General features: G+C 66.8%; 20 protein-coding genes and 3 pseudogenes. 8 read left to right on the forward strand and 15 right to left on the reverse strand.

Annotation, left to right across the window (positions count from 1 at the left end):
- From NHG85_RS08305 to NHG85_RS08315, 3 genes are all read right to left on the reverse strand, one after another.
- The coding region (locus tag NHG85_RS08305) for a PAS domain-containing protein (protein WP_253331454.1) at positions 1–525 on the reverse strand (525 nt) is incomplete at its 3' end.
- The gene (locus tag NHG85_RS08310) at positions 525–1,331 is read right to left on the reverse strand and encodes an alpha/beta fold hydrolase (protein WP_253331456.1); all 807 of its coding nucleotides are present in this window, start codon (positions 1,329–1,331) and stop codon (positions 525–527) included. The genes NHG85_RS08310 and NHG85_RS08305, both read right to left, overlap by 1 nt.
- A gap of 91 nt (positions 1,332–1,422) precedes the next feature.
- On the reverse strand, positions 1,423–2,031 hold the full coding sequence (locus tag NHG85_RS08315) for a response regulator transcription factor (RefSeq protein ID WP_253331458.1): 609 nt from the start codon (positions 2,029–2,031) through the stop codon (positions 1,423–1,425).
- Between the two features lie 265 nt (positions 2,032–2,296).
- On the opposite strand from NHG85_RS08315, the gene NHG85_RS08320 reads away from it, so the two are divergent.
- Positions 2,297–2,770, forward strand: coding sequence for a putative pterin-binding protein (locus tag NHG85_RS08320; protein WP_253331460.1), 474 nt, complete (start codon positions 2,297–2,299; stop codon positions 2,768–2,770).
- 73 nt (positions 2,771–2,843) lie between these two features.
- On the opposite strand, the gene NHG85_RS08325 is transcribed toward NHG85_RS08320, so the two are convergent.
- From NHG85_RS08325 to NHG85_RS08340, 4 genes are all read right to left on the reverse strand, one after another.
- Positions 2,844–4,181: a VTT domain-containing protein gene (locus tag NHG85_RS08325; protein ID WP_253331462.1), complete on the reverse strand. Its 1,338-nt coding sequence runs from the start codon at positions 4,179–4,181 to the stop codon at positions 2,844–2,846.
- 154 nt (positions 4,182–4,335) lie between these two features.
- The gene (locus NHG85_RS08330) at positions 4,336–5,877 is read right to left on the reverse strand and encodes an alanine/glycine:cation symporter family protein (protein WP_253331464.1); all 1,542 of its coding nucleotides are present in this window, start codon (positions 5,875–5,877) and stop codon (positions 4,336–4,338) included.
- An 11-nt stretch (positions 5,878–5,888) separates the two neighbouring features.
- On the reverse strand, positions 5,889–6,326 hold the full coding sequence (locus NHG85_RS08335) for a universal stress protein (RefSeq protein WP_253331465.1): 438 nt from the start codon (positions 6,324–6,326) through the stop codon (positions 5,889–5,891).
- A gap of 178 nt (positions 6,327–6,504) precedes the next feature.
- On the reverse strand, positions 6,505–7,068 hold the full coding sequence (locus tag NHG85_RS08340; RefSeq protein ID WP_253331466.1) for a carboxymuconolactone decarboxylase family protein: 564 nt from the start codon (positions 7,066–7,068) through the stop codon (positions 6,505–6,507).
- Positions 7,069–7,229: 161 nt separating this feature from the next.
- Here NHG85_RS08340 and NHG85_RS08345 point away from each other — a divergent pair, with 161 nt between their 5' ends.
- Positions 7,230–7,826 (forward strand): TetR/AcrR family transcriptional regulator, encoded by a 597-nt coding sequence (locus tag NHG85_RS08345; RefSeq protein WP_253331467.1) that lies wholly within the window; start codon positions 7,230–7,232, stop codon positions 7,824–7,826.
- 60 nt (positions 7,827–7,886) lie between these two features.
- Here the strand turns inward: NHG85_RS08345 and NHG85_RS08350 are convergent, their stop codons facing one another.
- Positions 7,887–8,783, reverse strand: coding sequence for a DUF305 domain-containing protein (locus tag NHG85_RS08350; protein WP_253331468.1), 897 nt, complete (start codon positions 8,781–8,783; stop codon positions 7,887–7,889).
- Positions 8,784–8,998: 215 nt separating this feature from the next.
- Between NHG85_RS08350 and NHG85_RS08355 the strand changes: the two genes are divergently transcribed.
- On the forward strand, positions 8,999–9,277 hold the full coding sequence (locus NHG85_RS08355; protein ID WP_253331469.1) for a metal-sensitive transcriptional regulator: 279 nt from the start codon (positions 8,999–9,001) through the stop codon (positions 9,275–9,277).
- 67 nt (positions 9,278–9,344) lie between these two features.
- Here NHG85_RS08355 and NHG85_RS08360 read toward each other — a convergent pair whose 3' ends face one another.
- Positions 9,345–9,809 (reverse strand): GbsR/MarR family transcriptional regulator, encoded by a 465-nt coding sequence (locus NHG85_RS08360; protein WP_253331470.1) that lies wholly within the window; start codon positions 9,807–9,809, stop codon positions 9,345–9,347.
- Positions 9,810–10,036: 227 nt separating this feature from the next.
- Between NHG85_RS08360 and NHG85_RS08365 the strand changes: the two genes are divergently transcribed.
- The 3 genes from NHG85_RS08365 (at position 10,037) to NHG85_RS08375 (ending at position 14,905) form a co-directional block, all read left to right on the forward strand.
- The gene (locus NHG85_RS08365) at positions 10,037–10,504 is read left to right on the forward strand and encodes a GbsR/MarR family transcriptional regulator (protein ID WP_253331471.1); all 468 of its coding nucleotides are present in this window, start codon (positions 10,037–10,039) and stop codon (positions 10,502–10,504) included.
- A 67-nt stretch (positions 10,505–10,571) separates the two neighbouring features.
- Positions 10,572–11,780: an efflux RND transporter periplasmic adaptor subunit gene (locus NHG85_RS08370; protein ID WP_253331473.1), complete on the forward strand. Its 1,209-nt coding sequence runs from the start codon at positions 10,572–10,574 to the stop codon at positions 11,778–11,780.
- Positions 11,777–14,905: an efflux RND transporter permease subunit gene (locus NHG85_RS08375; RefSeq protein ID WP_253331475.1), complete on the forward strand. Its 3,129-nt coding sequence runs from the start codon at positions 11,777–11,779 to the stop codon at positions 14,903–14,905. The genes NHG85_RS08370 and NHG85_RS08375 overlap by 4 nt, the downstream gene beginning before the upstream one ends.
- On the opposite strand, the pseudogene NHG85_RS08380 reads toward NHG85_RS08375, so the two are convergent.
- Positions 14,900–15,799, reverse strand: a pseudogene (locus NHG85_RS08380) (IS3 family transposase); the annotation flags it as partial. The gene NHG85_RS08375 and the pseudogene NHG85_RS08380 sit on opposite strands and share 6 nt — an antisense overlap.
- 158 nt (positions 15,800–15,957) lie before the next feature.
- Between NHG85_RS08380 and NHG85_RS08385 the strand changes: the two are divergent.
- Positions 15,958–16,986: an IS110 family RNA-guided transposase gene (locus NHG85_RS08385; RefSeq protein WP_253331476.1), complete on the forward strand. Its 1,029-nt coding sequence runs from the start codon at positions 15,958–15,960 to the stop codon at positions 16,984–16,986.
- 319 nt (positions 16,987–17,305) lie between these two features.
- Here the strand turns inward: NHG85_RS08385 and NHG85_RS08390 are convergent.
- The 4 genes and pseudogenes from NHG85_RS08390 to NHG85_RS08405 form a co-directional block, all read right to left on the reverse strand.
- A pseudogene (locus NHG85_RS08390) lies at positions 17,306–18,275 on the reverse strand (IS5 family transposase).
- A gap of 62 nt (positions 18,276–18,337) precedes the next feature.
- Positions 18,338–19,448, reverse strand: a pseudogene (locus NHG85_RS08395) (IS3 family transposase); the annotation flags it as partial.
- Between the two features lie 167 nt (positions 19,449–19,615).
- Positions 19,616–20,911 (reverse strand): FAD-binding oxidoreductase, encoded by a 1,296-nt coding sequence (locus NHG85_RS08400; RefSeq protein ID WP_253331478.1) that lies wholly within the window; start codon positions 20,909–20,911, stop codon positions 19,616–19,618.
- Between the two features lie 410 nt (positions 20,912–21,321).
- Complete coding sequence (locus NHG85_RS08405; protein WP_253331480.1) at positions 21,322–21,813, reverse strand: cupin domain-containing protein; 492 nt, start codon at positions 21,811–21,813, stop codon at positions 21,322–21,324.
- Between the two features lie 278 nt (positions 21,814–22,091).
- On the opposite strand from NHG85_RS08405, the gene NHG85_RS08410 reads away from it, so the two are divergent.
- Positions 22,092–22,790 (forward strand): winged helix-turn-helix transcriptional regulator, encoded by a 699-nt coding sequence (locus NHG85_RS08410; protein WP_253331481.1) that lies wholly within the window; start codon positions 22,092–22,094, stop codon positions 22,788–22,790.
- Between the two features lie 441 nt (positions 22,791–23,231).
- Here NHG85_RS08410 and NHG85_RS08415 read toward each other — a convergent pair.
- Positions 23,232–23,927: TRAP transporter large permease subunit (locus NHG85_RS08415; protein ID WP_253331482.1), on the reverse strand; the 696-nt coding region annotated here is incomplete at its 5' end.

The following is a 23,927-nucleotide window of genomic DNA, read 5'->3' on the forward strand; positions in this document are numbered from 1 at the left end:
CCCGAGCAGCCGCGCCGCGCCCGCGTTCCAGCTGCGCACATGCCCCGCGGCATCGACCCGCAGGATGGCGTTGGGCGAGCTGCTGACGATCGCGGCCAGCTCGTCGGCCTCGCGCTTGGCCTGCTGCAGCGCCTCCTCATAGGCGCGCCGCTCGCGGGCGTCGAAGACGGTATAGTCGTAGCGCAGGCAGCGTCCTTGGGCATCGCGCCGGGCCACGCCGCTGAGCAGCACCGGCAAAGGCACGCCCGAGGCGGTGTCGAGCCGGCAGGAAATCTCGCGCGCGAAGCCCTGCAGCCGCATCATCGGCGCCAAATGCGTGTCGTAGAACATCCGCCCCGGCCCGGTGAGCAGCGAGGCTAACGTGGGGCGCGCGGCGTCTCCGCCCGGCGGCAGGCCGAGCCAATGCGCCAGCGTCGCGTTGACATAGCGCAGTCGGCCGTCGGGATCGGTCACGGCAATGCCGCAGGGCGCGTCCTCGATCAGCTCGGCCGCGGTGTCGAAGCCGCCTCCGACGATGTAGGGCATCAAGGCGATCCGAGATGCGCGCCCATCGCCGCGACGACGGTCTCCGGCACGGTCATGTGCGGGCAATGCCCCGTCGCATCGAGCACCTCGACCGTGGCGCCCGGCATCCTGTCGCGCATCCATTCGGCCACGGCCATGGGCACCAGCGCGTCCTTGTCGCAATGCAGCACCAGCGCCGGGCAGGCGGCCTTCTCGAAATCGGCGCGGCGGTCGGCGAAGAAGGTGACCCGGCCGAAGTGGCTCGCGATCTGCGGATCGGTGCGGCAGAAGCTCTGCGTCAGCTCCACGGTCGAGGGGGACTCGGCGGGCTGGCCGGCGATGGTGGGCGCCATCTGCATCGACCAGCCGAGGTGATTCTCCTCCAGAAGCGCCACCAGCCCCTCGATCTCTTCCCGGGCGAAACCGCCGCGATAGCCGGCCTCGGCATCCTCGAGGAAGGCGGGGCTGGGCGAGACCATCACCAGCCGCGAGACGCGGGCCGGCGCGCGGTTCGCCGCCAGAAGCGCGATCGTGGCGCCGATCGAATGCCCCACGAGGCAGACATCCTCCAGCGAGAGCGCTTCGAGGATCTCCAGCAGGTCATCGGCATGGGCCTGCAGCTCGGCATGGCGCCGCGGATCGTAGGCCGAGAGGTCCGAGCCGCCCATGCCGGTCAGATCATAGGTGACGGTGCGCCGCGTGTCCGCGAAGGGGGGCGCCACCTCGCGCCACATCGACTGATCGCAGCCGAACCCGTGCACGAAGACCATCGGCGGGGCATCCGGCCGGCCGCCCAGCTTCACGTTGTTGCGTTCCAGCACCGTCATGACTTCGCCCTCCGGTTCCCGACTCGGCATCCATGCTATGTCGGATGACTGGGGCGTGCCATGGGCGACGGACGTCCGAATGCGTCGCGCGTCAGTTCGGGCCCTGGTCGCGCGACATCATCGCCGCCTGGGTGCGGTTGCGCGCGCCGAGCTTGCGGCACAACGTCTTCACATGCAGCTTGACGGTGACCTCGCGAATGCCGTGATCCATCGCGATCTCCTTGTTCGACTTGCCGCGCGTGAGCCCCTCGAGCACCTGCCGCTCGCGCGGGGTCAGGCCGGAGAGGGCCGAGGGGGGCGCGTCTCGGCCGCTCATGAAGCCATGCGGCACATAGGTCTCGCCCATCGCCATGAACTTCACGGCGTTGACCAGCGACCGGGCCGGCATGGTCTTGGGCAGAAACCCCGCCGCTCCGGCCGCGAGCGCCTCTTCGGCGATGCCGCGCCCCGCCGTGCCCGAGATCAGCGCCACCGGGTTGCCGCCGCTCTGGGCGAGCGCCCGGCGCAGCCCCTCGAGCCCGCGCATGCCCGGCATCAGGTAATCGAGCAGCACCAGCTCGAACGGCCCGGCCCGGCGCAGCTCGCGCATCGCGCCGTCGTGGCTGGAGGATTGCGTCACCTGCATATTGCCGTCCCGTTCGAGAAAGGCGGCCATCATCTCGCGCACGAGGTCGTGGTCGTCGGCGATCAGGATGCGCATCGGTGTCTCCGGCTGTTGCTGTCGCGGCTACAGGGCCCGCTGCAATCCTGCCCCATGAAGCTTGCCGATCGGCAAAGAACCCGACGTCCTGCCGGCACGACCGCCGTAACGCCGCGTCATTGCGGGACGCGTGCTGGTTGTGCCCTGTGGGGTGGAGCCTACCATAAGGGATAGGAACCTGTGCCGAAGCGAAGTGGCCCGAAACCGGGGGCTGATGCAGTTTGCGAGAGCACGGATTTGGAGATGATTCGCGATGCTCGGGACCATGAAGACCACCTGCGCGGCCCTTGTCCTGTCGACGCTCGCCAGCCTGGCCGCGGCGCAGCCGCTGGCGCTGCGCGTTACCGGCCCGGACCAGAACGTCATGGTCTTCGATCTCGACGCGCTTGACGCGCTGCCGCAGACGGAATTCGTGACGGGCACGATCTGGACCGACGGGCGGACCCGCTTTTCCGGCGTGCCGCTGGCGGTGCTGCTGGAGCGGGCCGGACTCGACAAGGGCGCGGCCGAGCAGGTCGAGCTGGTCGCGCTCAACGACTACCGGGTCGAGATCCCGATCGACGAGATCGAACCTACCTCGCCCATCATCGCCACGCGGGTGGACGGAGAGCCCATGCCGGTGCGCGAGAAGGGCCCCTTCTGGGTGGTCTACCCCTATGACGCCGGCGCGCAGTACCGCACCGAGGACATCTTCACCCGCAGCATCTGGCAGCTGGCACAGGTGCGCGCCGCGCGCTGAGCCCGGCCACGCGCCGGGCAGGTTGCCCGCAGAGATCAGCTTGCCCGCGTGGGGCGATGCTCAGCCCCGCCTGTCAGCCCCGCGTGGTGGCCGCAGCCTCGGCGGGGGCCGCCCCCTCGCAGATCTCGGGCAGGGCGGGCGCGCCGGGGGCGCGCAGCACCGCGATGCGCCCGTCGCTTTCGAACTGGCTTTCCTCCTCGGGCAGGGCAGAGGGGCCCAGGAGCCGCCAGTCCGCGCCGGGGATGGCGCGGGTGATCGCCTCGGCCTCGCGGTTGCGGGCGCTGTCGGTAAAGGGAAACAGGTCATAGGCCAGCACCGGCAGCGGCAGCCGCCCGCCCAGCCGCAGCGTCACCGCGTCGATCCGCCCGACCGAGGCGAGGTAGATCGGCGGCACGCCCGTGGGCACCGCGACCGGCCAGAGCCGCAGCTGCGTGCGCGGCACCACGCCGCGCTCCTCCTGCCAGGCGAGATCGGTGGCGATCCCTTCGAGCAGGAGCGATGAGGCCGGGGGCAGGCCCTCGTAGGTCAGCCGCAGGATATCGGTCGGCTCCAGCTCGCCGCCCGCATAGGTGCGGTTGCGCAGCCAGCCCAGCCCTTCGAGCAGCGAGGCAGGCGCGTCGAAACCGACAAGCGCGAGGTTCACCGGCTGCGCCGCGTGCAGCGGCGTCTCGCCCGCCCGCGCGACCAGCGTCTCGTCGAGCGCCCGGCAGGCGAGATCGAGCGGCAGCGGCGCGAGCCGCCCCGCCGCATCGGTCCGGCCGGTCAGCGTGCCGAGATTGACGGCGCCGAACATCGCCAGCGCCAGCATCGCCGCATAGGCGATGCGCAGCGGCAGCGCGTGCCTGGCGCGGCGCAGGATCAGCGCCCAGCCGATCAGCAGCAAGAGCGCCAGCCCGATCAGCAGCCGGTAGGGCCCGAGCAGCACCAGCAACGGCTCGTCGGGCTCCAGCCCCAGCGCGGCGAGGCCGCTGGCCGAGACATAGCCGATCGCCGCGTATTGCATCACCGCCAGCACCGCGCCCAGCGCCGAGACGGCGAGATAGGTGGCGGGCCGCATGCCCCAGGCCCCGGCCAGCACCTGGCTCAGCGTGGCGATCGGCCAGATCAGCTGCGCCAGCACCACGAAGGGCGCGCCGCGGCGCTCGAACAGGCTGCGGGCGCGGGCCATGGCGCCGGGGGCGGCGTTCATCCGCGCCAGCACCCGCGCCCCGGCGGTCCGCCCAAGCCAGAACGAGCCCTGCGCGCCGATCCACGCACCCAGCATGCAGATCATGAGAGAGGTCCAGCCGCCCTGCGGCAGCTGCGTGCCGAGATAGACATAGACCGGCTCGGTCGGCACGAAGACGCTGATGATCGGAAGCTGGTTGATGATCGTCGCCAGCAGCAGCGCCGGTTCGCCCCACGATCCCATCTGCGCCATCCCCCTTCGACCGTCCCGCCCGGGGATCTCTACAGCCTCGCGCGCGCGCCCGCATCCTCGTTCGGCGCATCACCCGCGCGGTGCCGCATTCCTGCACATGAGGCCGGGCCCGCCCCCGCGTCAGGGGCGGGCCCGGCTCTGTGGATCAGGACTTGTAGGCCACGATCTGCCCGCCGCGCAGGCGCTTGGAATAGGAGCCAAGCTCGCGGCGCACGATCTTCATCAGGAAGTAGAGGCCGAAGATGTTGACCACCGCCATCGAGAAGATCGCGGCATCCGAGAAGTCGATCACCGGGCCGAGATTGGCCGCGGCCCCGACCACCACGAAGGCGCAGAAGATCAGCTTGAAGACCAGCTCCTTCACGCGGCCCTCGCCGAAGAGGTAGGTCCAGGCCTTCAGCCCGTAGTAGGACCAGCTGATCATGGTCGAGAAGGCAAACAGCACCACCGCGATGGCGAGCACGTAGGGGAACCAGCTGATGCCTTCGGCAAAGGCGGCCGAGGTCAGCGCGACGCCGGTGTTGCCGTCGACGGTGGCGATCGCACCTGCCTCGTCGAGCACGAAGCGCCCGGTTTCAGGGTCCATGATGAGCTGGCCCGAGATGGTGATGACGAGCGCGGTCATGGTGCAGATCACCACCGTGTCGATCAGCGGCTCCAGCAGCGAGACGAAGCCCTCGGTGATCGGCTCCTTGGTGCGCACCGCCGAATGGGCGATGGCCGCCGAACCCACGCCCGCCTCGTTCGAGAAGGCCGCGCGCTTGAACCCCTGGATCAGCGCGCCGACGAGACCGCCCGCAACGCCGAGGCCCGAGAAGGCGCCGGCGAAGATCTGGCCGAAGGCCCAGCCGATCTTGTCGTATTCGACGATCAGGATGATCAGCGCCGCACCGACGTAGAGGATGCCCATGAAGGGCACGATCTTTTCGGTGACCCGCGCGATCGACCTGATGCCGCCGACGATGACGAGAAACACCACGAAGGCGAAGACCAGCCCGGTGATCCAGCCCGGGTAATCACCGACGATGCCCGAGATCTGCGCATGCGCCTGGTTGGCCTGGAACATGTTGCCGCCGCCCAGAGCGCCCAGGATGCAGAAGATCGAGAACAGCACCGCGAGAAAGCCGCCGCCGGGCAGGCCCAGCTCGCGAAACCCCTTGGAGAGGTAGTACATCGGACCGCCAGAGACGGTGCCATCCTCGTATTCGTTGCGGTATTTCACGCCCAATGTGCACTCGGTGAACTTCGACGCCATGCCCAGAAGGCCCGCAAGGATCATCCAGAAGGTCGCGCCCGGCCCGCCGATGCCCACGGCCACAGCGACGCCCGCGATGTTGCCAAGCCCCACCGTGCCCGAGAGCGCCGTGGCGAGCGCCTGAAAATGGCTGACCTCGCCCGCATCCTCGGGGTCGGAATAGTCGCCCTTCACCAGCCTGATCGCATGGCCGAAGAAGCGGAACTGCACGAAGCCGAAATAGAGGGTGAAGACCGTGGCGGCGACGACGAGCCACATGACGATCCAGGGAAAATTCGTGCCGTAGAACGGCGCGAAGATGAAATTGACGAAAGGCCCGGTGGCCTGCGCGAAGATCTCGTTGACGCGGGCGTCGAGCGAGAGCGCCTCCTGCGCCGCAGCGGGTGTCGCGGCGAGCAGGGCGAGGGCCGGGGCGAGCATATGTCGGATCATGTCGGCCCCCCTCACTGGACGACCGTGACCGGCAGATCCGCCGATTTCACGAGGTTGAAGGTGGAGGAGCCGAAGATCCGGCTCGAAAAGCCGCCCTCCGAGGAGCGCGCGACGATGATCTGCGCGGCCTTCTGCTCCTTGGCGATGGCGTTGAGCGTATCGGCCACGTCGCCGTGGCGTACTTTGCCGGTAACGCTGAGGCCCAGTTTTTCGAGCTTGCGCACCGCAGGCTCGATCACCCGGGTCATCACCGTGCTGATCTCTTCCTCGCGGCGCTTGTGGCGCTGGGCGTTCTCCTCGGCGGAGTGGAACGAGAAGGGTGACCATTCGATCACATAGGCGACCACGAGGCCGCAATCGCCGATCAGCCGGGCCTGGTTCACGGCGAAGTCGAGGGCGCGTTCCCCCGAGGCATGGCCGTCCAGTCCGACAACGAGCTTGGTTGTCATAGCGCCTCTCCTGTTGCTCATGGCGGGGTCACGGCCCCGTGAACCTACAATAGAGGGCAAACGCCGCCTGTCGCCTGTCGTTTTCGCGGCGGACTGCGGATCGGGGCAAGGAGACGGGCAAAAGGCCCCGCCGCATGCGCTGCGAGGCCTCGTTCGGTCCAGCGGTCGGACAGGTGGATCAGGCCGCCTTGTCGGCGGGACTCCAGGCGAACTTCTGGAACGGCTTGTCGACCGGCGTCTCGGCCAGATGGTTGGTGTAGTTCGACATGACCTTCTGGCTGTAGCCGAGGATCACCTCGAGGATCTGGCGCTTGGTGAAGCCCGCGTCGAGGAAGGCCTGCACATCGGCATCGGCGAGGTTGCCGTGCTGGCGCACCAGCTTGAGCGTGAAGTCGCGCAGCGCTTCGAGCCGGGCATTGGGCAGGGCCGTGCCATCGCGCAGCGCCTCGGTGATCGCGTCGTCGACGCCCATGGACTTGGCGATGCCGGTGTGGGCGGGGACGCAGTAGTGGCAGGCGTTCTCGACGTTGACGCTCTGCCACACGACGGTCAGCTCGTCCTTGTCGAAGCTCGAATTGGCAAAGAGCTCATGCGTGCGCTGGTAGGCTTCGAGCAGGCCGGGCGCCTCGGCCATGACGGCGTGCAGGCCGGGGATCATGCCGAAGGCGGCCTTCGACTTGGCGAGAAGCGGCTGGCTGGCCTCGGGGGCGGTGGTCTCGTCGTGCAGGGTGAAATCGGTCATGCGGTGCTCCTGTGTCCGGGCCGTCTCGGCCTTTGCATGGGGCGAACATAACCAACTTGAGTGATCGCTCAATGATATATTTGAGCGATCACTCAAGCGTGATGGGCGGCTCTGTGCGCATGGGCGCGACAAAGCCGCGCAAAGCGCCTATCTTGTTCGGCATGACCCGATCCCGCACCTATGACCGCGACACCGCGCTCGACGCCGCCCTGACCCTGTTCTGGGAGAAGGGCTATCATGCGACCTCGCTCAAGGACCTCGAGGCGGCGCTGCGGATGAGGCCCGGCAGCATCTACGCCGCCTTCAAGAGCAAGGAAGAGCTCTATCTCGCCGCGCTCGACCGCTATTTCGAGCGCAACCGCGCGCAGCTCGCCCAAATCGGTGTGGCGGAGGGCTCGCGTCTCGATGCGCTGGCGTCGTTCCTGCGCGGCTTCGCATGCAAGGATGCGTCAGACGCGACGCCGCGCGCTTGTATGCTGGTCAGGACAATGCTCGACGTCACCGATGCCGAGCCGCGGATCGGCGCGCGGGCGCGGGCGCATCTCGACGCGATGACGGCCGAGATCGAGGCGATCTTCGCGGCGGCGCGGGCAGCGGGGGAATTGCCCCCCGGGGCCGATCCCGCGCGCCTCGCCCGCCGCTACCAGGCCGACATGACCGCGCTGCGGATCGAGGCGCATCGCGGCGGCCCGTCCGCGCCGCTGGCCGCATTGGCCGAGGACATGGCCGGGCAGCTGCAGGCGCTGCGGGTGGCCTGAGGCCCTCTCGTGGCGCGATCGGCGCATGGCCCCTTGGGCGGCCCTCTGCGCGAGGGGCGATCAGGCGGCGCAGTCGAGAAAGCCGCGATAGCCGACGGTGAGCCCCTGTTCGAGATGGAAGGTCATCTCCGCCTCGGCGCGGCGCAGGCTGTCATCGGTGTCGGTCCAGTCGGCACCGGGATCGGGCATGACGGAGATCTCGACGCCTTCGGCCATGAGACGCGCGCCGTTGTCCAGCGTGGCGGCGGCGATCGCCGCGTCGGCGGTCAGGGAGATCAGCATGCCAGAAAGCTTGATCGCGCCGGTCTCGCCCGCCATGGCGAGCACCGGCTCGCCCGCGTTGGTGCGGCGGAACTCGCAGATCGCCGGGTCGGCCAGCACCGTCCCGATCTCCTCGGGCTTCAGCCCGGCCACGTCGAGCCCGGCCAGCTGCACGGAGCTCAGCGCCTCCTCGACGCTGCCTTCCTCGGCGGGGGCCTCGGGCTCGCCCAGCGCCGGGTCGCTGGCGATGCCGTTCTCCTCGATGTCGGCGATCAGGTGACGCATCTCGCCGATCTCCTTGCGCTGCGCCGCGATGATCTCGTCGGCGAGTTTGCGCACACGCGGGTCCTCGATCTGCGCGCGCTCGGAGGTCATGATCGCGATCGAATGGTGCGGGATCATCGCCGCCATGTAGCTGGTGTCGTCCACCGTCTCCTGGCTGCGGATCAGCCAGAGCGTCACGCCGAACACCACGACGGCGCCCGCGTAGATCGCGATGTTGATCATCTTGCTCGCATACATCGACAGCATGAAGCTGAGCATGATCACCGCCATCACCGCACCCATCAGGAGCGCCATGTAGGTCCGGGTTTCGCTGAAGAAGACATGTTCGAAGGCGTAGGTGTTGATATACATCAGACCGAACATCACCACCGTGGAGGTCGCGATCATCGCGGCGAAGCGCCAGTAGGACATGGGGGGTCTCCTTCTCGTAGCGGATCGGCGGACGACCCGCCTGGACAATCATGGGCACCGTCGGACCGGCCAGTGACGGCACCGGAAAGGGGCTTTCTCGCCCACGCGCCGCCGTGCTCGATCACACCCTGCGGGGCAGGGGCGCAATATACCCTCACCGGGTATGGCGGGAACCATCGTTCGGGCGTATGGTTCCGAAGCCGGAGGCGAATGACATGCAAGAAAAGAAGAACAAGGCGGCGATCCAGAAGCGGCTGGCGCGGCTCGAAGGGCAGATCAGGGGCATCTCGCGCATGGTCGAGGACGACCGCTACTGCGTCGACGTGCTGATGCAGACCGCCGCCGTGCGCTCGGCGCTCAAGGCGGTGGAGCGTCTTCTGATAGAGGATCATGCGAACCATTGCATGGAAACCGCGATCCAGTCGGGCGACGCCGAGGAGCAGCGCACCAAGTTCCGCGAGATGGTCGCCCTGCTCGAAAAGGCGCGCGACTGAGCAGAGCTTTTGCCAGCGAGGGCGCGGCCGGATGGATCGGGGCGAGCGCCGGCCCCGGCGCGCCCTGCTAGTCGAGATTCTCGATCGATTGGCTGATGGCGCGGCCCATCACCTCGTAGAACCGGGCGTAATCCTGCACCCTCTTGCGGATCTCCGGGCGGTCCTGCGGCAGCTGGCGCAGCGTGTCGCCGATCTCGCCCCGCGCCCGGTCGAGCCCGGTGACGACGTTTTCGAGCATGTTGCGATAGGGGTTGTCGGCGAGGCGGAAGAAATCCTGCCGCTGGCCGGGCTTGCCGACACGCTTGACCAGCCCGCGATCCTCGAGCAGACGCGTGGCCGAGCTGACGCTGCCGCGGCTCACCTGCAGCCCTTCGGCGATCTCGCCGAAGGAGACGATCTCGCCATCGAAGAGCAGCAGCGCGAAGATGCGCCCCGCGATGCGCGGCAGCCCCTCGTTCTGGGCGATCAGCCCGACCTTCTCGATGAAATCGCTGCGAACCTCGTCCAGGCCGCCGGGGGACGTATCTGTCATGTGGGCGCTCCTTTGAGCGGGATCTATGCCCCCGGTCACCGATCGTCCAGTTCGTTCATCCCGATTGCCGCGGCGCGATCCGCCCCCGGCCCGCGTTCCGGCCAGGCGCAACCCCACCATGGAAAAGTGGCCATGTTTCTACGTTCAGTAATTTCTGAAGGCACTGGACGAGATGCGGGGGCGTGACTAGATGCCTCCTTCGACGACACCCTCGGAGAGGACGAAGGATGACCGGCCGGGCCTGCGACATGACCGATCTGCGCGCCGATTTCATCGAGCGCCTCGGCGTGCTGGCCCTGTCCGAGGGCGGATCGCGCAATGCCGGGCGGCTGTTCGGGCTGCTGGCCTTCGAGGGCCGCGCCATGACCGCCGCCGAGATCGCCGGGGCGCTGCGGATCAGCCCGAGCAGCGTGGCGCAGGGGGCGCGGTTCCTCCAGAGCCACGGCATGATCCGGCGTGTCGCGCACAAGACGCGGCGGGCAGGGGCGCTGGAGCTTGCGCCCGACGTGTTTGATGCCCTTCAAGGCTGGATCTGCGCCCGCCGCAGGGCCGTGTGCCAAGAGTTCGACGACATCATCGCGGCCCTTCCCGAGTCCGCGGCCGATACCCGCGACCGGCTCGAAACCCACGCGCGGTTCCACCGCAGCATCGCCTCGGCGATCGCTTCGGTCGAGGACAGGACGCGCGACCGCTGACACGCGCCGAAAGGCCGCCATTTCATTCCGACCGCGCCGCCCGGCGCGAAGCATCAGGAGATCGACCATGACCACCCATGCCGAGACCGAGGCGGGGACGGACCGCGCGCCGCTGAGCTTCGAGGGTGACAAGGGGGCGTCGAAGTCGAAATTCGTGGCGGGCGGGTTGGTGCTGGCGCTGCTGGGCTGGATGGGCAGCGGTGTCGTGCTGCCCATCCAGCCCGAGCGGACCGAGGCGCCCGCCGAAGAGGCGCCGCGCCGCGTCGCGGTCGCGGTGCAGGACTCCGTGGCGCGCGCGGTAGCGCAGGTCTTCGTGGCCGAGGGGCAGGCGCTGGCCGAGCGTGACACGCAGATCCTCGCGGAGACCGGCGGCCAGATCGCCGAGGTGCCGGTCCGGCGCGGCGCGGAGGTCACGGCCGGAGAAGCGATCGCGCGGTTCGAGACGGCGCAGGGCGATGCCGACCTGAGGCGGGCGCAGGAAGAGCGCAACCGCGCCCAGCGCGAGTTCGACAATGCGCAGACGCTGCTGGAGCGCGGCACCTCGACGGTCGACCGCGTGGCGCAGGCCCGCTCGACGCTGGCCGCGGCGGAGGCCGCCGTGACGGCGGCCGAGGAGGCGCTGGCCGACACCGTCGTGCGTGCGCCCTTCGACGGGCGGATCGAGGCGCTCGAGGTGGAGCAGGGCGAATTCGTCAACGCGGGCGCGCAGGTGGCGCGCATCGTCGACAACACGCCGCTCAGGATCGAGATCCAGATCCCGCAGCAGCAGCTTTCGGACATCGAGGTCGGGCAGGCGGCGCAGGTCGCCTTCATCACCGGCGAGACCGCGACGGGCGAGGTCCGCTTCGTCGGGCGCAGCGCCGATGCGCAGACCCGCACCTTCACCGCCGAGATCGAGGTGCCCAATGCCGATGGCGCGATCCCCGCGGGGATCAGCGCGCAGGTGCGCATCGCCACCGGCGAGCAGGTCGCGCATTTCGTCTCGCCCGCGATCCTGTCGCTCGGCACCGACGGCACGCTCGGCATCAAGACGGTCGACGACGAGTCGCGCGTGACCTTCCGCGAAATCGAGATCATCCGGGCGCAGACCGACGGCATCTGGGTCGGTGGCCTGCCCGAGCAGGCGCGGATCATCAGCGTCGGCCAGGGCTTCGTGAACCACGGCGAGCTGGTCGATGCCCGCGCCGACGAGACGGCAGCGCCCGAGACGCAGGCGGCGCCCGGTCAGATGATCCTCGGCGCTTCGGCGGGCCGCGACGAAGGCGCGCTGCAATGAACGGGCTGATCGACGCGGCCTTCAGCCGCACCCGCGTGGTCATTCTCGCGCTGATCGCGATCCTGAGCGTCGGCGCGCTGTCCTATGTGGCGATCCCCAAGGAAAGCTCGCCCGAGATCCCGATCCCGGTGGTCTATGTCTTCACCACGCTCGAAGGCATCTCGCCGCAGGACAGCGAGCGGCTGCTGATCGAGCCGATGGAGACCGAATTCGGCGCGCTCACCGGGCTCAAGAAGATGGAGGCCTCGGCCAGCGAGGGCCATGCCTCGGTGATGCTGGAGTTCGAACCGGGCTTCGACGCCGACGAGGCGCTCGACAGCGTGCGCGAGGCCGCCGACCGTGCCTCGGGCGAGCTGCCCGAGGACGCCAGCGACATCACGGTGACCGAGACCAACACCGCGCTCTTCCCGATCCTCACCGCGATCCTGTCGGGCCCGGTGCCCGAGCGCACGCTCAACCAGCTGGCCGAGGATCTGCAGGACCGGATCGAGGGCTTGGGCGGCGTGCTCGAGGTCGATGTCGCGGGCTCGCGCAACGAGCTTCTGGAAGTGCTGATCGACCCCACGATCTTCGAGACCTACAACCTGTCGTTCGAGGAGCTGATCGGCCAGATCAGCCGCAACAACCGGCTCATCGCCGCAGGCGCGATCGAGAACGGAGCCGGGCGCATCGTGCTCAAGGTGCCGGGGCTCATTTCGAACATCGAGGACGTCATGGCGCTCCCCGTCAAGGTGCGCGGCGACACGGTCGTCACCTTCGGCGACGTCGCCACCATCCGCCGCACCTTTGCCGACCCTTCGGGCTTCGCGCGCATCGACGGGCAGCCCGCACTTGCGCTCGAGGTCAAGAAGCGGATCGGCTCGAACGTCATCGAGACCGTGGAGGAGGTGAAGCGGGTCGTGGCCGAGGCGCAGGCGGACTGGCCCGACAGCGTCGCCATCAACTACATGCAAGATGAGAGCAAGCAGGTGAAGACCATGCTCTCGGACCTTGAGGCCAACGTCATCGCCGCGGTGATCCTGGTGATGATCGTCATCGTCTGGGCCTTGGGCATCCGCTCGGCGCTGCTCGTGGGCCTGTCGATCCCCGGCGCGTTTCTCGCGGGCGTCACGCTGCTTCTGGCGATGGGCTTCACGATGAACCTCGTGGTGCTCTTCTCGCTCATCCTCGTGGTCGGCATGCTGGTCGACGGCGCGATCGTCACCACCGAGCTGGCCGACCGCCAGCTGCAGGAGGGGGCCGCGCCGAAGGCGGCCTATGCCACCGCCGCCAAGCGCATGGCCTGGCCGATCATCGCCTCGACCGCGACCACCCTGTCGGTGTTCTTTCCGCTGCTGTTCTGGTCGGGCACGGTGGGCGAATTCATGAAGTTCCTGCCGATCACGGTGATCCTGACGCTCACCGCCTCGCTGTTCATGGCGCTGGTCTTCATCCCCGTCGTCGGCGGGATCATCGGCAAGCGGCCGCCGCAATCGGCCGCCGACAAGGCCCGACTCCATGCCGCCGAACGTGGCGATCCGCGCAAGCTCAAGGGCTTCACCGGTGGCTATGTGCGGCTTCTGGAAAAGGCGATCCTGCGGCCCTGGGCCACGCTGATGTTCGCCTTCGCCTTCCTGCTCGCCGCTTTCGGCGCCTACGGCCAGTTCGGCAATGGTGTCAGCTTCTTTCCCTCGGTCGAGCCGGACTTCATGCAGGTGCAGGTCCGCGCCCGCGACAATTTCTCGATCTACGAGCGCGACCGCCTGGTGCGCGAGGTCGAGGATCGTCTCGTAGACGAACCCGGCATCGCCTCGGTCTATGCCCGCTCCACCGCCGGATCGGGCCAGGGCGACGAGGAGGTGATCGGCACCATCCAGCTCGAGCTGACCGAATGGGACACGCGCCGCAGCGCCGAGCTGATCGGCGAGGAGATCCGCGCCGGAATGGCCGACATCGCCGGCATCGACGTGCAGGTGCAGACCGCCTCGAGCGGTCCCTCGGCAGGCAAGCCCGTCAACATCAAGGTGCGTGGCTCCGACCCGGCTGCGCAGACCGCGGCCGTGCAGCGCATACGGGACGAGATGGAGCGCATCGGCGGCTTCACGGATGTCACGGACACCAAGCCCTTGCCCGGCGTCGAATGGAGCATCCGCGTCAACCGCTCCGAGGCCGCGCGCTTCGGCGCCGACGTGTCGCTTCTGGGCCAGGCGGTGCAGCTGCTGACCCAGGGCATCACCGTGGCCGATTACCGCCCCTCCGACGCCGACGGTTCGGTCGATATCCGGGTGCGCTTTCCATCGGATGCGCGCACGCTGGAAGAGCTGCAATCGCTGCGCGTGCCGACCAATGCCGGTCTGGTGCCGATCTCGAACTTCGTGACCTTCGAGCCCAGCCCGCGCACCGGCACCATCAAGCGCATCGACCAGCGCCGGGTGGTGTCGATCGAGGCCAACGTGGCGCCGGGGCTTCTGGTCAACGACCAGATCACCGAGCTGCGCGGCGCGATCGAGGCGGCGGAGCTGCCCGAGAGCGTCGATTGGTCCTTCGGCGGCGAGGCGCAGGATCAGGCGGATGCGATGATCTTCCTTGTCGGCGCCTTCGTCGCGGCGATCCTGCTGATGTTCGCGATCCTGGTGACGCAGTTCAACAGCTTCTACCAGAGCTTCGTGGTGATGTCGGCGATCATCTTCTCGGTGGCGGGCGTGCTGTTCGGCCTGCTGGTGACGGGGCGGCCCTTTGGCGTCGTCATGGGCGGCATCGGTGTGATCGCCCTGGCCGGCATCGTGGTGAACAACAACATCGTGCTGATCGACACCTACAACGATCTCAAGAAGGCGGGCATGTCGCCCTACGAGGCGGCAATCCGCACCGGCGCGCAGCGCCTGAGGCCGGTCGTGCTCACCTCGGTGACGACGGCGCTCGGGCTGATGCCGATGGTGATCGGGCTCAACATCAACTTCTTCACCCGCGAGATCGTCTATGGCGCACCCTCGACCCAGTGGTGGACGGAGCTGTCCTCGGCCATCGCCGGCGGCCTCGTGGTCGCCACGGTGCTGACGCTGGTGGTGACGCCTGCGATGCTGATGCTGGGCGAAAAGAGGGGGCGGCGGCAGCTGAGCTGCTCCCCGCCGGTCCCTCGGTCATAACGAGAGTTTGCGGGTTTGAGATTGGTAGTCGGACTGGTCGTTTCGGGCAAGCGCGCCGGGCGCGAAGCCTTCAAATTGCTCAAGCGCCCGGCGCGCGTCCAGCGACGTCTGGTTCCTGAGTGAGGAGTGCGGCCTGACGGCGTTGTAATCGTAGCGCCAGAGGGCCAGCTTTCGCCGGGCATCGTCCAGGGTGTCGAAGATCTCCTCGTTTAGGTGATCGTATACGATCACCGTCGCGCAGACTGCCGTTGAATGACTCGATGAAGGCATTCTGCTGCGGCTTTCCGGGGTCGATGTAGTGCCAGGGGACCGCGTTCTGATCGGCCCATTTCAGAATGGCCCGACTGGTGAACTCCGTTCCGTTGTCGCTGACAATGCAAGAGGGTTTCCCGTAGATCCACACCAGCGCGTCCAGCTCGCGGGCAACACGGGCACCCGAGATGCTGGTGTCGGCGATCAGGCACAAGTTCTCGCGGCAGCAGTCGTCGATCACCGCGAGGATGCGGAACTTGCGCGAGGCACCGAAGCTGTCCGACAGGAAGTCGAGCGACCAGCGAGCATTGGGACGCGCCGCTTCCGGCCTCGGCGTGCGCGTGCCTCAAGCCCGCTTGCGGCCACCTCGTCGCTTCACCGACAGCCCTTCCTCGCGGTAGAGCCGATACAGCTTCTTGTGGTTCTGATCATGCCTTTGCGTTCCAGCAAAATGCCGATCCGGCGGTAGCCGAACCGACGCCGCTTCCCGGCGATCTCCTGCATTTCCTTGCGGATCTCGGGGCAGTCCGGCGGGCGTGGGCGTCGGACGGTCTTGGGATCGACACCGACAAGCTGGCAGGCCCGGCGTTGCGAGATATTGTGATCCCGCATCGCCCGCAGCGCTGCCTCTCGCCGCCTGGTCGTTCGCCATTGTCGCTCGGACCGTTTATGGATGGCTCCCGCGTGGGGCGATGTTGCGCAAATCAGGGCTCTGTTGATGGCGTGGATGCCCCCTCCCGACGGCATCGCAATGTGCCACTGTGATGTGTGTGAAGCCATCACGGAAGGAGAGAGCATCCATGTCCGAAGCTGCCCTCATCGGTATCGATCTGGCAAAGCGTGTCTTCCAATTGCACGGGGCACACGACGACGGGTCGGTCGTTTTCCGCAAGAAGCTTTCGCGACCTCAATTGATGGCCTTCGTGTCACAGCAGCCAAAGTGCGTCATCGCCATGGAAGCTTGCGCGACGGCGCATAGCTGGGGTCGCGCGTTCGAGAAGCTGGGGCATGAAGTCCGCCTGATCCCGCCGATCTACGTGAAGCCGTTCGTCAAGCGCCAAAAGAACGACGCGGCGGATGCCGAAGCGATCGTGGAGGCGGCCACGCGCCCCACCATGCGCTTTGTCGCGTTGAAATCGGAAGCGCAGCAGGCACGAGCGATGCTGTTCCGCACCCGGCAGATGTTCGTCGGCCAGCGAACCCAATTGATCAACGCTCTACGCGGACATCTTGCCGAGCATGGCTTGGTTGCTGCCAGAGGGCCTGCGCACCTCAAACGCCTCGCCGATGCGATCGAGGATGATGACACGGTGTTGCTTCAGGACATTCGCGAACTCGGCCGGATATATCTGGAACAGATCGAAGGTCTGAATGCGCGGATCGCGGATCTCGGCCAGAGGATAAAGGACACGGCCAAAGAAGACGGCTTGGCGCGGCGCGCCCAAACCATGCCGGGCGTCGGCCCGGTGACAGCTCTTGCCATCGAAACCTTCGCGCCCGATCTGGCGACGTTTCAGCGGGGGCGCGATTTTGCCGCCTGGCTCGGCCTTGTGCCGAAGCAGCATTCAACCGGCGGCAAGGCGAGGCTGGGCAAGACGTCGAAGATGGGCCAGCGCGACATCCGCACGCTTCTAGTTTCTGGCGCGATGGCGGTGCTCCAGGCGGTCGAACGATTTGATACCCTGGGCAATGGCTGGCTGAAGCGCCTGCTGACACGCAAGCCATGCATGGTCGCCGCGATCGCGCTGGCCAACAAAATGGCGCGTGGCCTCTGGGCCATGATGACAAAGCAAGAGGATTACCGGAACCCGGCGGCGATAATGGCGTGAGCGCTCGACGCTTGCCACGTCGTCCCGGCACGTCGGGAGTGTGAGGAGGTCACTGAACAGTAAGGGCAAAGGATCGATCAGATCCGGGTCAGAGAAAGCAGTATTTGTGCAGGAGCCATCGAGCTCGGTTTGTTGATATGCCTCTGGTCCGCGCATCGCCATACCGGCTCGCGGCGACATCAGCGCCGCATAGAGAGGCCTGATACATGACCGCACCCGATCATACGCTTGAGCCGTTCAAAAACTACTTGCACCAACGGGGGCATCCATACATGCGCAAACAGCGTGAAGCGCACACTTCCCCTTTCCCCGGACGGACTTATCTCACAGGCTCCGTGATCGGTATTCCGAGCGCGGGGTAGCCGTTCAGCACGGCAGCGCGGACCTGGATCTCGGCGACCTGGCTATCGAAGTCGCGCGCCATGAGGCTCTGCCCTAGCAGCTTCACGCAATGCATCTTCGTCACGGCGCGGCTTCAGCGGTGGTATCCGCTCCATCTTCGCCAGATGGCGCGGCCGAGGTATCTGGATGCACGAAGCGCGTCGTTCCGGGCGATCGCACCCGCGGTCGAAGGTTTCCACGGCTTGGCATTCTTGCGTGGCGGGATGACAGCGTGTGCCCCCTCGGCCTGCAATGGCGTCGTGGCACTTGCGCGTATCGTAGGCGCCGTCCGCGGTGACCGATCCGAGCTCGGCCTCCGCCGAGATCTGGTCGAGCAGCTCGGGCAGCATCGGTGCATCACCGACGTGGCTCCCGGTGATCTCGTTGGCGCGGATTTCCAGCGTCTGCTCGTCGACGCCGAGGTGGATCTTGCGCCATAGACGGCGTTTCGCGCCACCATGCTTGCGAACGTGCCACTCGCCTTCGCCCTCCGCCTTGATGCCATTCGGCATCGTCCTCGTACCGATGGCGGACGATGCCTCATTGTCGATCAGCAGATTCAGCGGCCCATTCGATCCGCGATAAGGGATGCCCACAGCGAGGGTCTTCTGGCGCCGGCTGAGCGTGCTGAAATCCGGCACGGTCCAGTCGAGACCCACCAGACGCGGCAAGCTTTCGACGAAGCCTGTTGTCTGCCGGAGTGTCAAGCCGAACAGGACTTTCAGAGTCAAACATGCCTGGATCGCGGCGTCGCTGAATTGCGGTTGCCGACCTCGCTTGCCGGTCGGCGGCGGCACCCAGACCATATTCGGATCGAACCAGACCGTCAGGGAGCCCCGCTGCTTCAGGGCTTCGTTGTAGGTCGGCCAGTTCTTTGTCTTGTAGCTCGGCGGAATAGGACTGCTCATGCGCCCCAGCTACCATGTTGGATTCACGAGGTGAATCCTATCGCAGTCTTTGCGCAACAAAGCCGGTGCAGGTTGTAATCGATCTGCCATGCCTGGATCTGACGTCGGGCATCGCCGAGCGTCGAGAATAGCACCTCGTTGAGCAGCTCGTCCCGGAGCCGCCCGTTGAAGCTCTCGACGAAGTCGTTCTGCATCGGCTTGCCGGGCGCGATGTAATGCCAGCCAACCGCCGTGCGCTGGCTCCAAGCCAAGATGGCCATGGAGGTGAACTCGGTCCCATTATCGCTGACGATGGTCTGAGGCTTGCCCCGCCGGGTGATGAGCGCATCAAGCTCCCGAGCCACCCGTAGCCCCGACAACGAGGGCGAGCCTTGTCCGCCATTGGTCTGAGGACAATGGCGAGCGCGACCAGCGCCAAGCATTCCCGGGTGAAGTCGTCGACCACGGCCAGTATCCGAAAGCGGCGGCCATCCGTCAGCGCATCGCTGACGAAATCGAGGCTCCAGCGCTGGTTCGCGGCATCCGGCACGAGCAAGGGGCGCCTCGTGCCCAAGGCCCGTTTGCGGCCGCCACGACGGCGCACTTGGAGCTTCTCCTCCCGATACAGTCGCCGCAGCTTCTTGAGGTTCATCACGATCCCCTGCCGCTCCAGCATCACATGGATGCGCTGGTAGCCGAACCGCCGTCGTTCCGACGCCACCGCCTTCATGGCCATGCGTGCCTCGTCGCCATTGTCGCTCGGACCAATGGCGCTCAAATGGCGACCGTCGGGCCGAATGCTGCAATAGCGCACGCTCGATCGATCCACCGCCAGTGCCTGGCACGCCCGGCGCTGGCTCATCCCGTGCGATGCACAGGCATGGGCCACCGCTTCCCGCCTGACGCATGCGGGGCATGCCCGCATCGTTACCATTTTTTTGCCGCGACATCCCGCAGGATGGCGTTGTCCAGCATCTGCTCGGCCAGCAGTTTCTTGAGCTTGGCGTTCTCGTCTTCGAGTGCCCGCAGCCGACGCGCGTCCGACACTTCCAGCCCGCCGAAGCGCGCCTTGTATTTGTAGAAAGTGGCTTGGCTGACGCCGTGCTTACGGCAAACCTCGGCCGTCGATAGCCCGGCCTCCTGCTCCTTCAGCATCCCGATGATCTGCTCTTCCGTGAAACGCGATCGCTTCATGTCGGTCTCCTGAGTTGGACGGCCTCTACTCCAAACTGGAGGAGGAACAGGGTCTCAGGTCAACACGCATGAGCTTCACTCCTTGAGGAGGCCTTGGGATGGACCGGGCTCCCGGCTGGTCCATCCCAGAACGATTTGCCGCTTTGAAGTTCCAGAAGGCGTCGACCCTATTCCGCCGCGCGGGCGGCGGTTTCGGGGCGAATGTTGTGGTTCACCCGGAACAGGTTGCCCGGGTCGTATTGGGTCTTCACCCGCCGCAACCGATCCATGTTGGCGCCGTAGGCGCCGTTTATCCGCCCAGCCTCGTCTTCGGGCATGAAGTTGACGTAGACGCTGCCCGCCGATTGCGATGCGACCTTGTCGGACAGCGCGCGAGCCCAAGCGATGCAAGCCTCGTCCTTGGCAGGGTCCTCCCACCGAGTGTGGAGGTTCATCGTGAAGTGCGCGGAGCGCTGTGGGAAGGCGGTGGCGTCGGCAGAAACCCGGGCCATCACGCCGCCCAGATGCGGCAGGACGATCTCCGTCTGATCGTCGGGGAGGTTGCGGGCCGCATCGAGGAGATGCCCGATCGTCTCTTCCGTCAGGTCGAGGAAATCCTGGCTCTTCCAGTAATTGCGCATGCCGGGTGTCAGCAGCGGGTCGAACGCCCCCTGCCAACCGATATAGGGATGCGGACCGATCACGTCCGCGATCGGATTTCCGAGCGCGCGCAGTTCGGCCACGGCTTTCTCGCCGTCGGCCATGTTGCCGCAATAGCAGACGGCGAAGATCATCACCTCGCGGCCATGCCAGTCTTCGGGAATGAAGGGCAGGGGCGGCGCCTTGCGCATCACTGTCCACGCAGTGAGCTCGTCCGGAGCGCTGGTGCTGATCTCGCGGTATTTGCGGAGCAGTTCGGGGCCCGCCTCGAGCGGGTGCACGAGAAGCCCTGACAGGATCTCCGGCCCGACCGGATGCAGGCGGAACTCGAAGGACGAAACGACACCGAAGTTTCCGCCGCCCCCGGTGCAGGCCCAGAACAGGTCCGGATGTCGGTCGGGACTGATCGTCAGGATCTCGCCATCGGCCGTGACGATCTCTGCCGAGAGCAGGTTGTCCACGGTCATGCCGTGCTTGCGGGTGATCCAGCCGAAGCCGCCGCCCAGCGTCAGACCGGCGATGCCGGTTGTGCTGTTGATGCCGGTGGGAAAAGCCAGCCCGTGGCGCTGGCATTCGCGGTCGATGTCCCCCAGCAGGCAGCCGGCGCCGACGCGGGCGGTGCGAGCCTCGGGGTCGACATGGACGTGGCGCAGCCGCGACATGTCGACGAGCAGCGCGCCATCAGCCACGGCAAGTCCGCCGATCTGGTGGCCGCCCCCCTGCATCGAGATGAGCAGCCCGTGACGCGCGGCGAACTCCACCGCCGCCTTGATATCGCTGGTGCCGAGCGGCTGCACGACGAGGCCGGGGCGGCGGTCGATCATGCCGTTCCAGACCGTGCGCGCGGCCTCATAGCCTTCATCGCCGGGTAGAAGCAGGGGTCCTCTCGTCTCGGCGCGCAGCGCCGAGAGATCCTCGTCGGTCACTGAGACCGTGCCGCCGTTCAGCGCCGTCAGGGAATGGGTCATGTCCGTTTCTCCGATGAGTGCGAGGTGTGCAGCCGCGTGTTGGATACCTCTGGTCCGAGGGCCGGTGCGGCGATCGGGCTTCATCTCCCGACGTGGGCCAGTCTGCTCTTCATGGGAGATCCGGACGAGTGCAGGAACTGGACTCCGACGGTTGGAGCCGTCGCGCCGATCGGATGGACGCCCTGCTATCGGCCGCAAGACACGGGGGGCCGGATTGCCGACCCCCCGTGCGCCATTGCTCCGCGACGTCTGCCCTGGCCGGGCGATCAGTTGATCCTCGGATCGTCGGCCTCGTCTACGTAGATGATGTCGAACGGCCCCATGCCGTTCAACTGAACGACCGTTACCTCCTCGGCCCAGGCGAAGTGCGGATGTCCGGCCGGGATACGCACGAAGCCGCCCGGCATCAGCGGCGTGACGCCCGTCTTGTCGAGAACCTCACCCGTCGACATGCCGAACCGGCCCGACAGCACGGTCAGGTGCTCTTCCTTGGAGTGGCGGTGTGGTGGCACCTCGAAGCCGGCGGGAAACTTGAACCGGATGACGAAGGCGCCTTCCTCGGCCGGATGGCCCAGCAGGACGGCGATCTGGGCCCCTTCGGGGAGGGTTGGCGGACCCGGTTGGAACGTCACTTCCTCTACCGGGGTCACCGTGTGTTGCTCCTCGGCCGTGAAACCGGGCGATGCGATCCAAGCCGTCAGGGTGGCGAGGATCAGAAGGCCGGTAAGCATCAGGAAGCCCCTGAATGAGCGTGTCATCTTACTCTCCATTCTCTTGATGCGGTGCGGCGGCGGACCGCCGTTGGGCCCCGAGCGCCCGGTCGGGCTGCGACTTGCCGCTTTGCTGCTCGTGTTGCCCCACCGGGCAGCTTGTCGATCTCGGGACGAGAGGATCATCCCGCAATGGGGCATCTGGCACGAGTGCAGGATCTGGACCGCGACCGTCCCGGGCGGGCCTGTGTCCACTGCTCGTCGCGGGCAATCTGTGCTACCCTCCTGCACGCCGTATGGTCGGCATGCCCCCAGGAGTGCGAGTGATGACCCAAGGCAGTTACTACCAGTTTTGCCCCGTGGCGATGGCCTCGGAGGTGCTGTGCAAACGCTGGACCATGGTGCTGGTGCGCGAACTGGTGTCAGGCTCGACCCGGTTCAACGACCTAAAGCGCGGCGTGCCGCGCATGTCGCCGACCCTGCTGTCGCAGCGGCTGAAGGAGTTGGAAGCTGCCGGGGTGGTGGTCCGCCTTCCAGTCCCGGGCGAGCCTGGCATCAGCGAATACCACCTGACACCGGCGGGCGAGGACCTGCTCCCTGTGGTCAAAGCGCTCGGCGTCTGGGGTCAGAGATGGGTGGAGTCGAACCTGTCGCTCCGAAACCTCGATGCCTCTCTGCTGATGTGGGACATGCGCCGCAACCTCGACCCGACGCCGCTGCCGAAGCGGCGCGTGGTGGTCAAGTTTTGCTACCCGGAGCTTCCCTCGACACGGCGCAATTTCTGGCTCGTGGTCGAGTCCGAGGGCCACGTCGATCTCTGCGCCACGGACCCCGGCTTCGACATAGACCTCTACGTCACGACCGATCTCCGCACGATGACGGCAATCTGGATGGGGCTCGACACGATCGAACAAGCGCGCGATCGGATCGCTTTCGACGGCTCACGCCAGCTTGCCAAGTCGATGCGGCAATGGCTCGGTCTCAGCCCATTCGCGTCTGAAGAGAACCTCGCGGCACATGCCTGAGAGTTGTCCGGCAAGGCGCTACAGAAATCGGACCATGAAAATGGCGGTCTTATATCCGCGACGACCGTGCAGGCGTTCCTCATGGCGATGCACATACTGCATCATGGCTTGAACGTTTGGATGTGCAAACCGTCGTACATATCCTGGAGCACTCTCGGATGACAGCTTTGGGGCGGTTGCGATAGGCATGGTCCATGCTGCAAGTTCGGAAACTTCTGTTCCAACGTGGTCAGTATGGGCTCGATGCTGCCGTTCGCCGCGCGGAGCACCGAGGTCGGCTGAGGGCCGGTCGCGTCGGTTGCTTTGCCGCTGCCGAACACACTGAGGTTCGATATGGGCCGCCTGTGCCCCAAATTCCTCTTTATCTGCCGGGAGGTCGCGGGAGGTGGGCTCGATGTGTGCTGCTCGGCCTCTTAGCGAAATGGGCTGCGACCTAAATCGTCACATCAGGTCCGGAAGCCAGAGCACCAGGGCAGGGAAGGCTACCAGCAGTACCAGGCGCAAGATGTCAGCCATGATGAACGGCAGGATGCCGCGGATCACGGTGGTCTGGCGCACATCGCCGGCCGCGGCCTGCACGACGAAGAGGTTGAGGCCGATCGGCGGAGTGATCAGCCCGATCTCGGCCACCGTGACCACGAGGATGCCGAACCAGACGAGGTCGAAGCCCAGCTCCTGCGCCACGGGCGCGAGCAGTGGCACTGTCAGCAGGATCATCGACATCGAGTCCATGAAGCAGCCGAGCACCACGTAGAAGAGCAGGATCAGTGCCAGCACCGCCAGCGGCGACAGCCCCGCCGCCTCGATCCAGGCGATCAGCAGCCGCGGCAACCCGGTTTCCTCGAGGAAGAAATTGAAGAAGGCGGCGCCGATCAGGATGAAGAAGATCATGCCGGTCAGCCCGGCGGTCTCGAACACCGCGTCGTGCAGCGCCCCGCGGTTCAGCTCGCCCGAGAGCAGCGCCAGCAGGAAGGCGCCCACAGCCCCCACCGCCGCCGCCTCGGTGGGCGAGAACAGCCCGGCATAGATCCCGCCGATGACCAGCGCGAACAGAAACGCGACCGGCCAAACCTGGCCGAGGCTGCGCGCCCGCGCCGCCCAGCCGTGCCGCGCGGAGCGCGGCGCGATGCCCGGGTC

The sequence above is a fragment of the Limimaricola litoreus genome (assembly GCF_024159025.1).
GTDB lineage: Bacteria > Pseudomonadota > Alphaproteobacteria > Rhodobacterales > Rhodobacteraceae > Limimaricola > Limimaricola litoreus.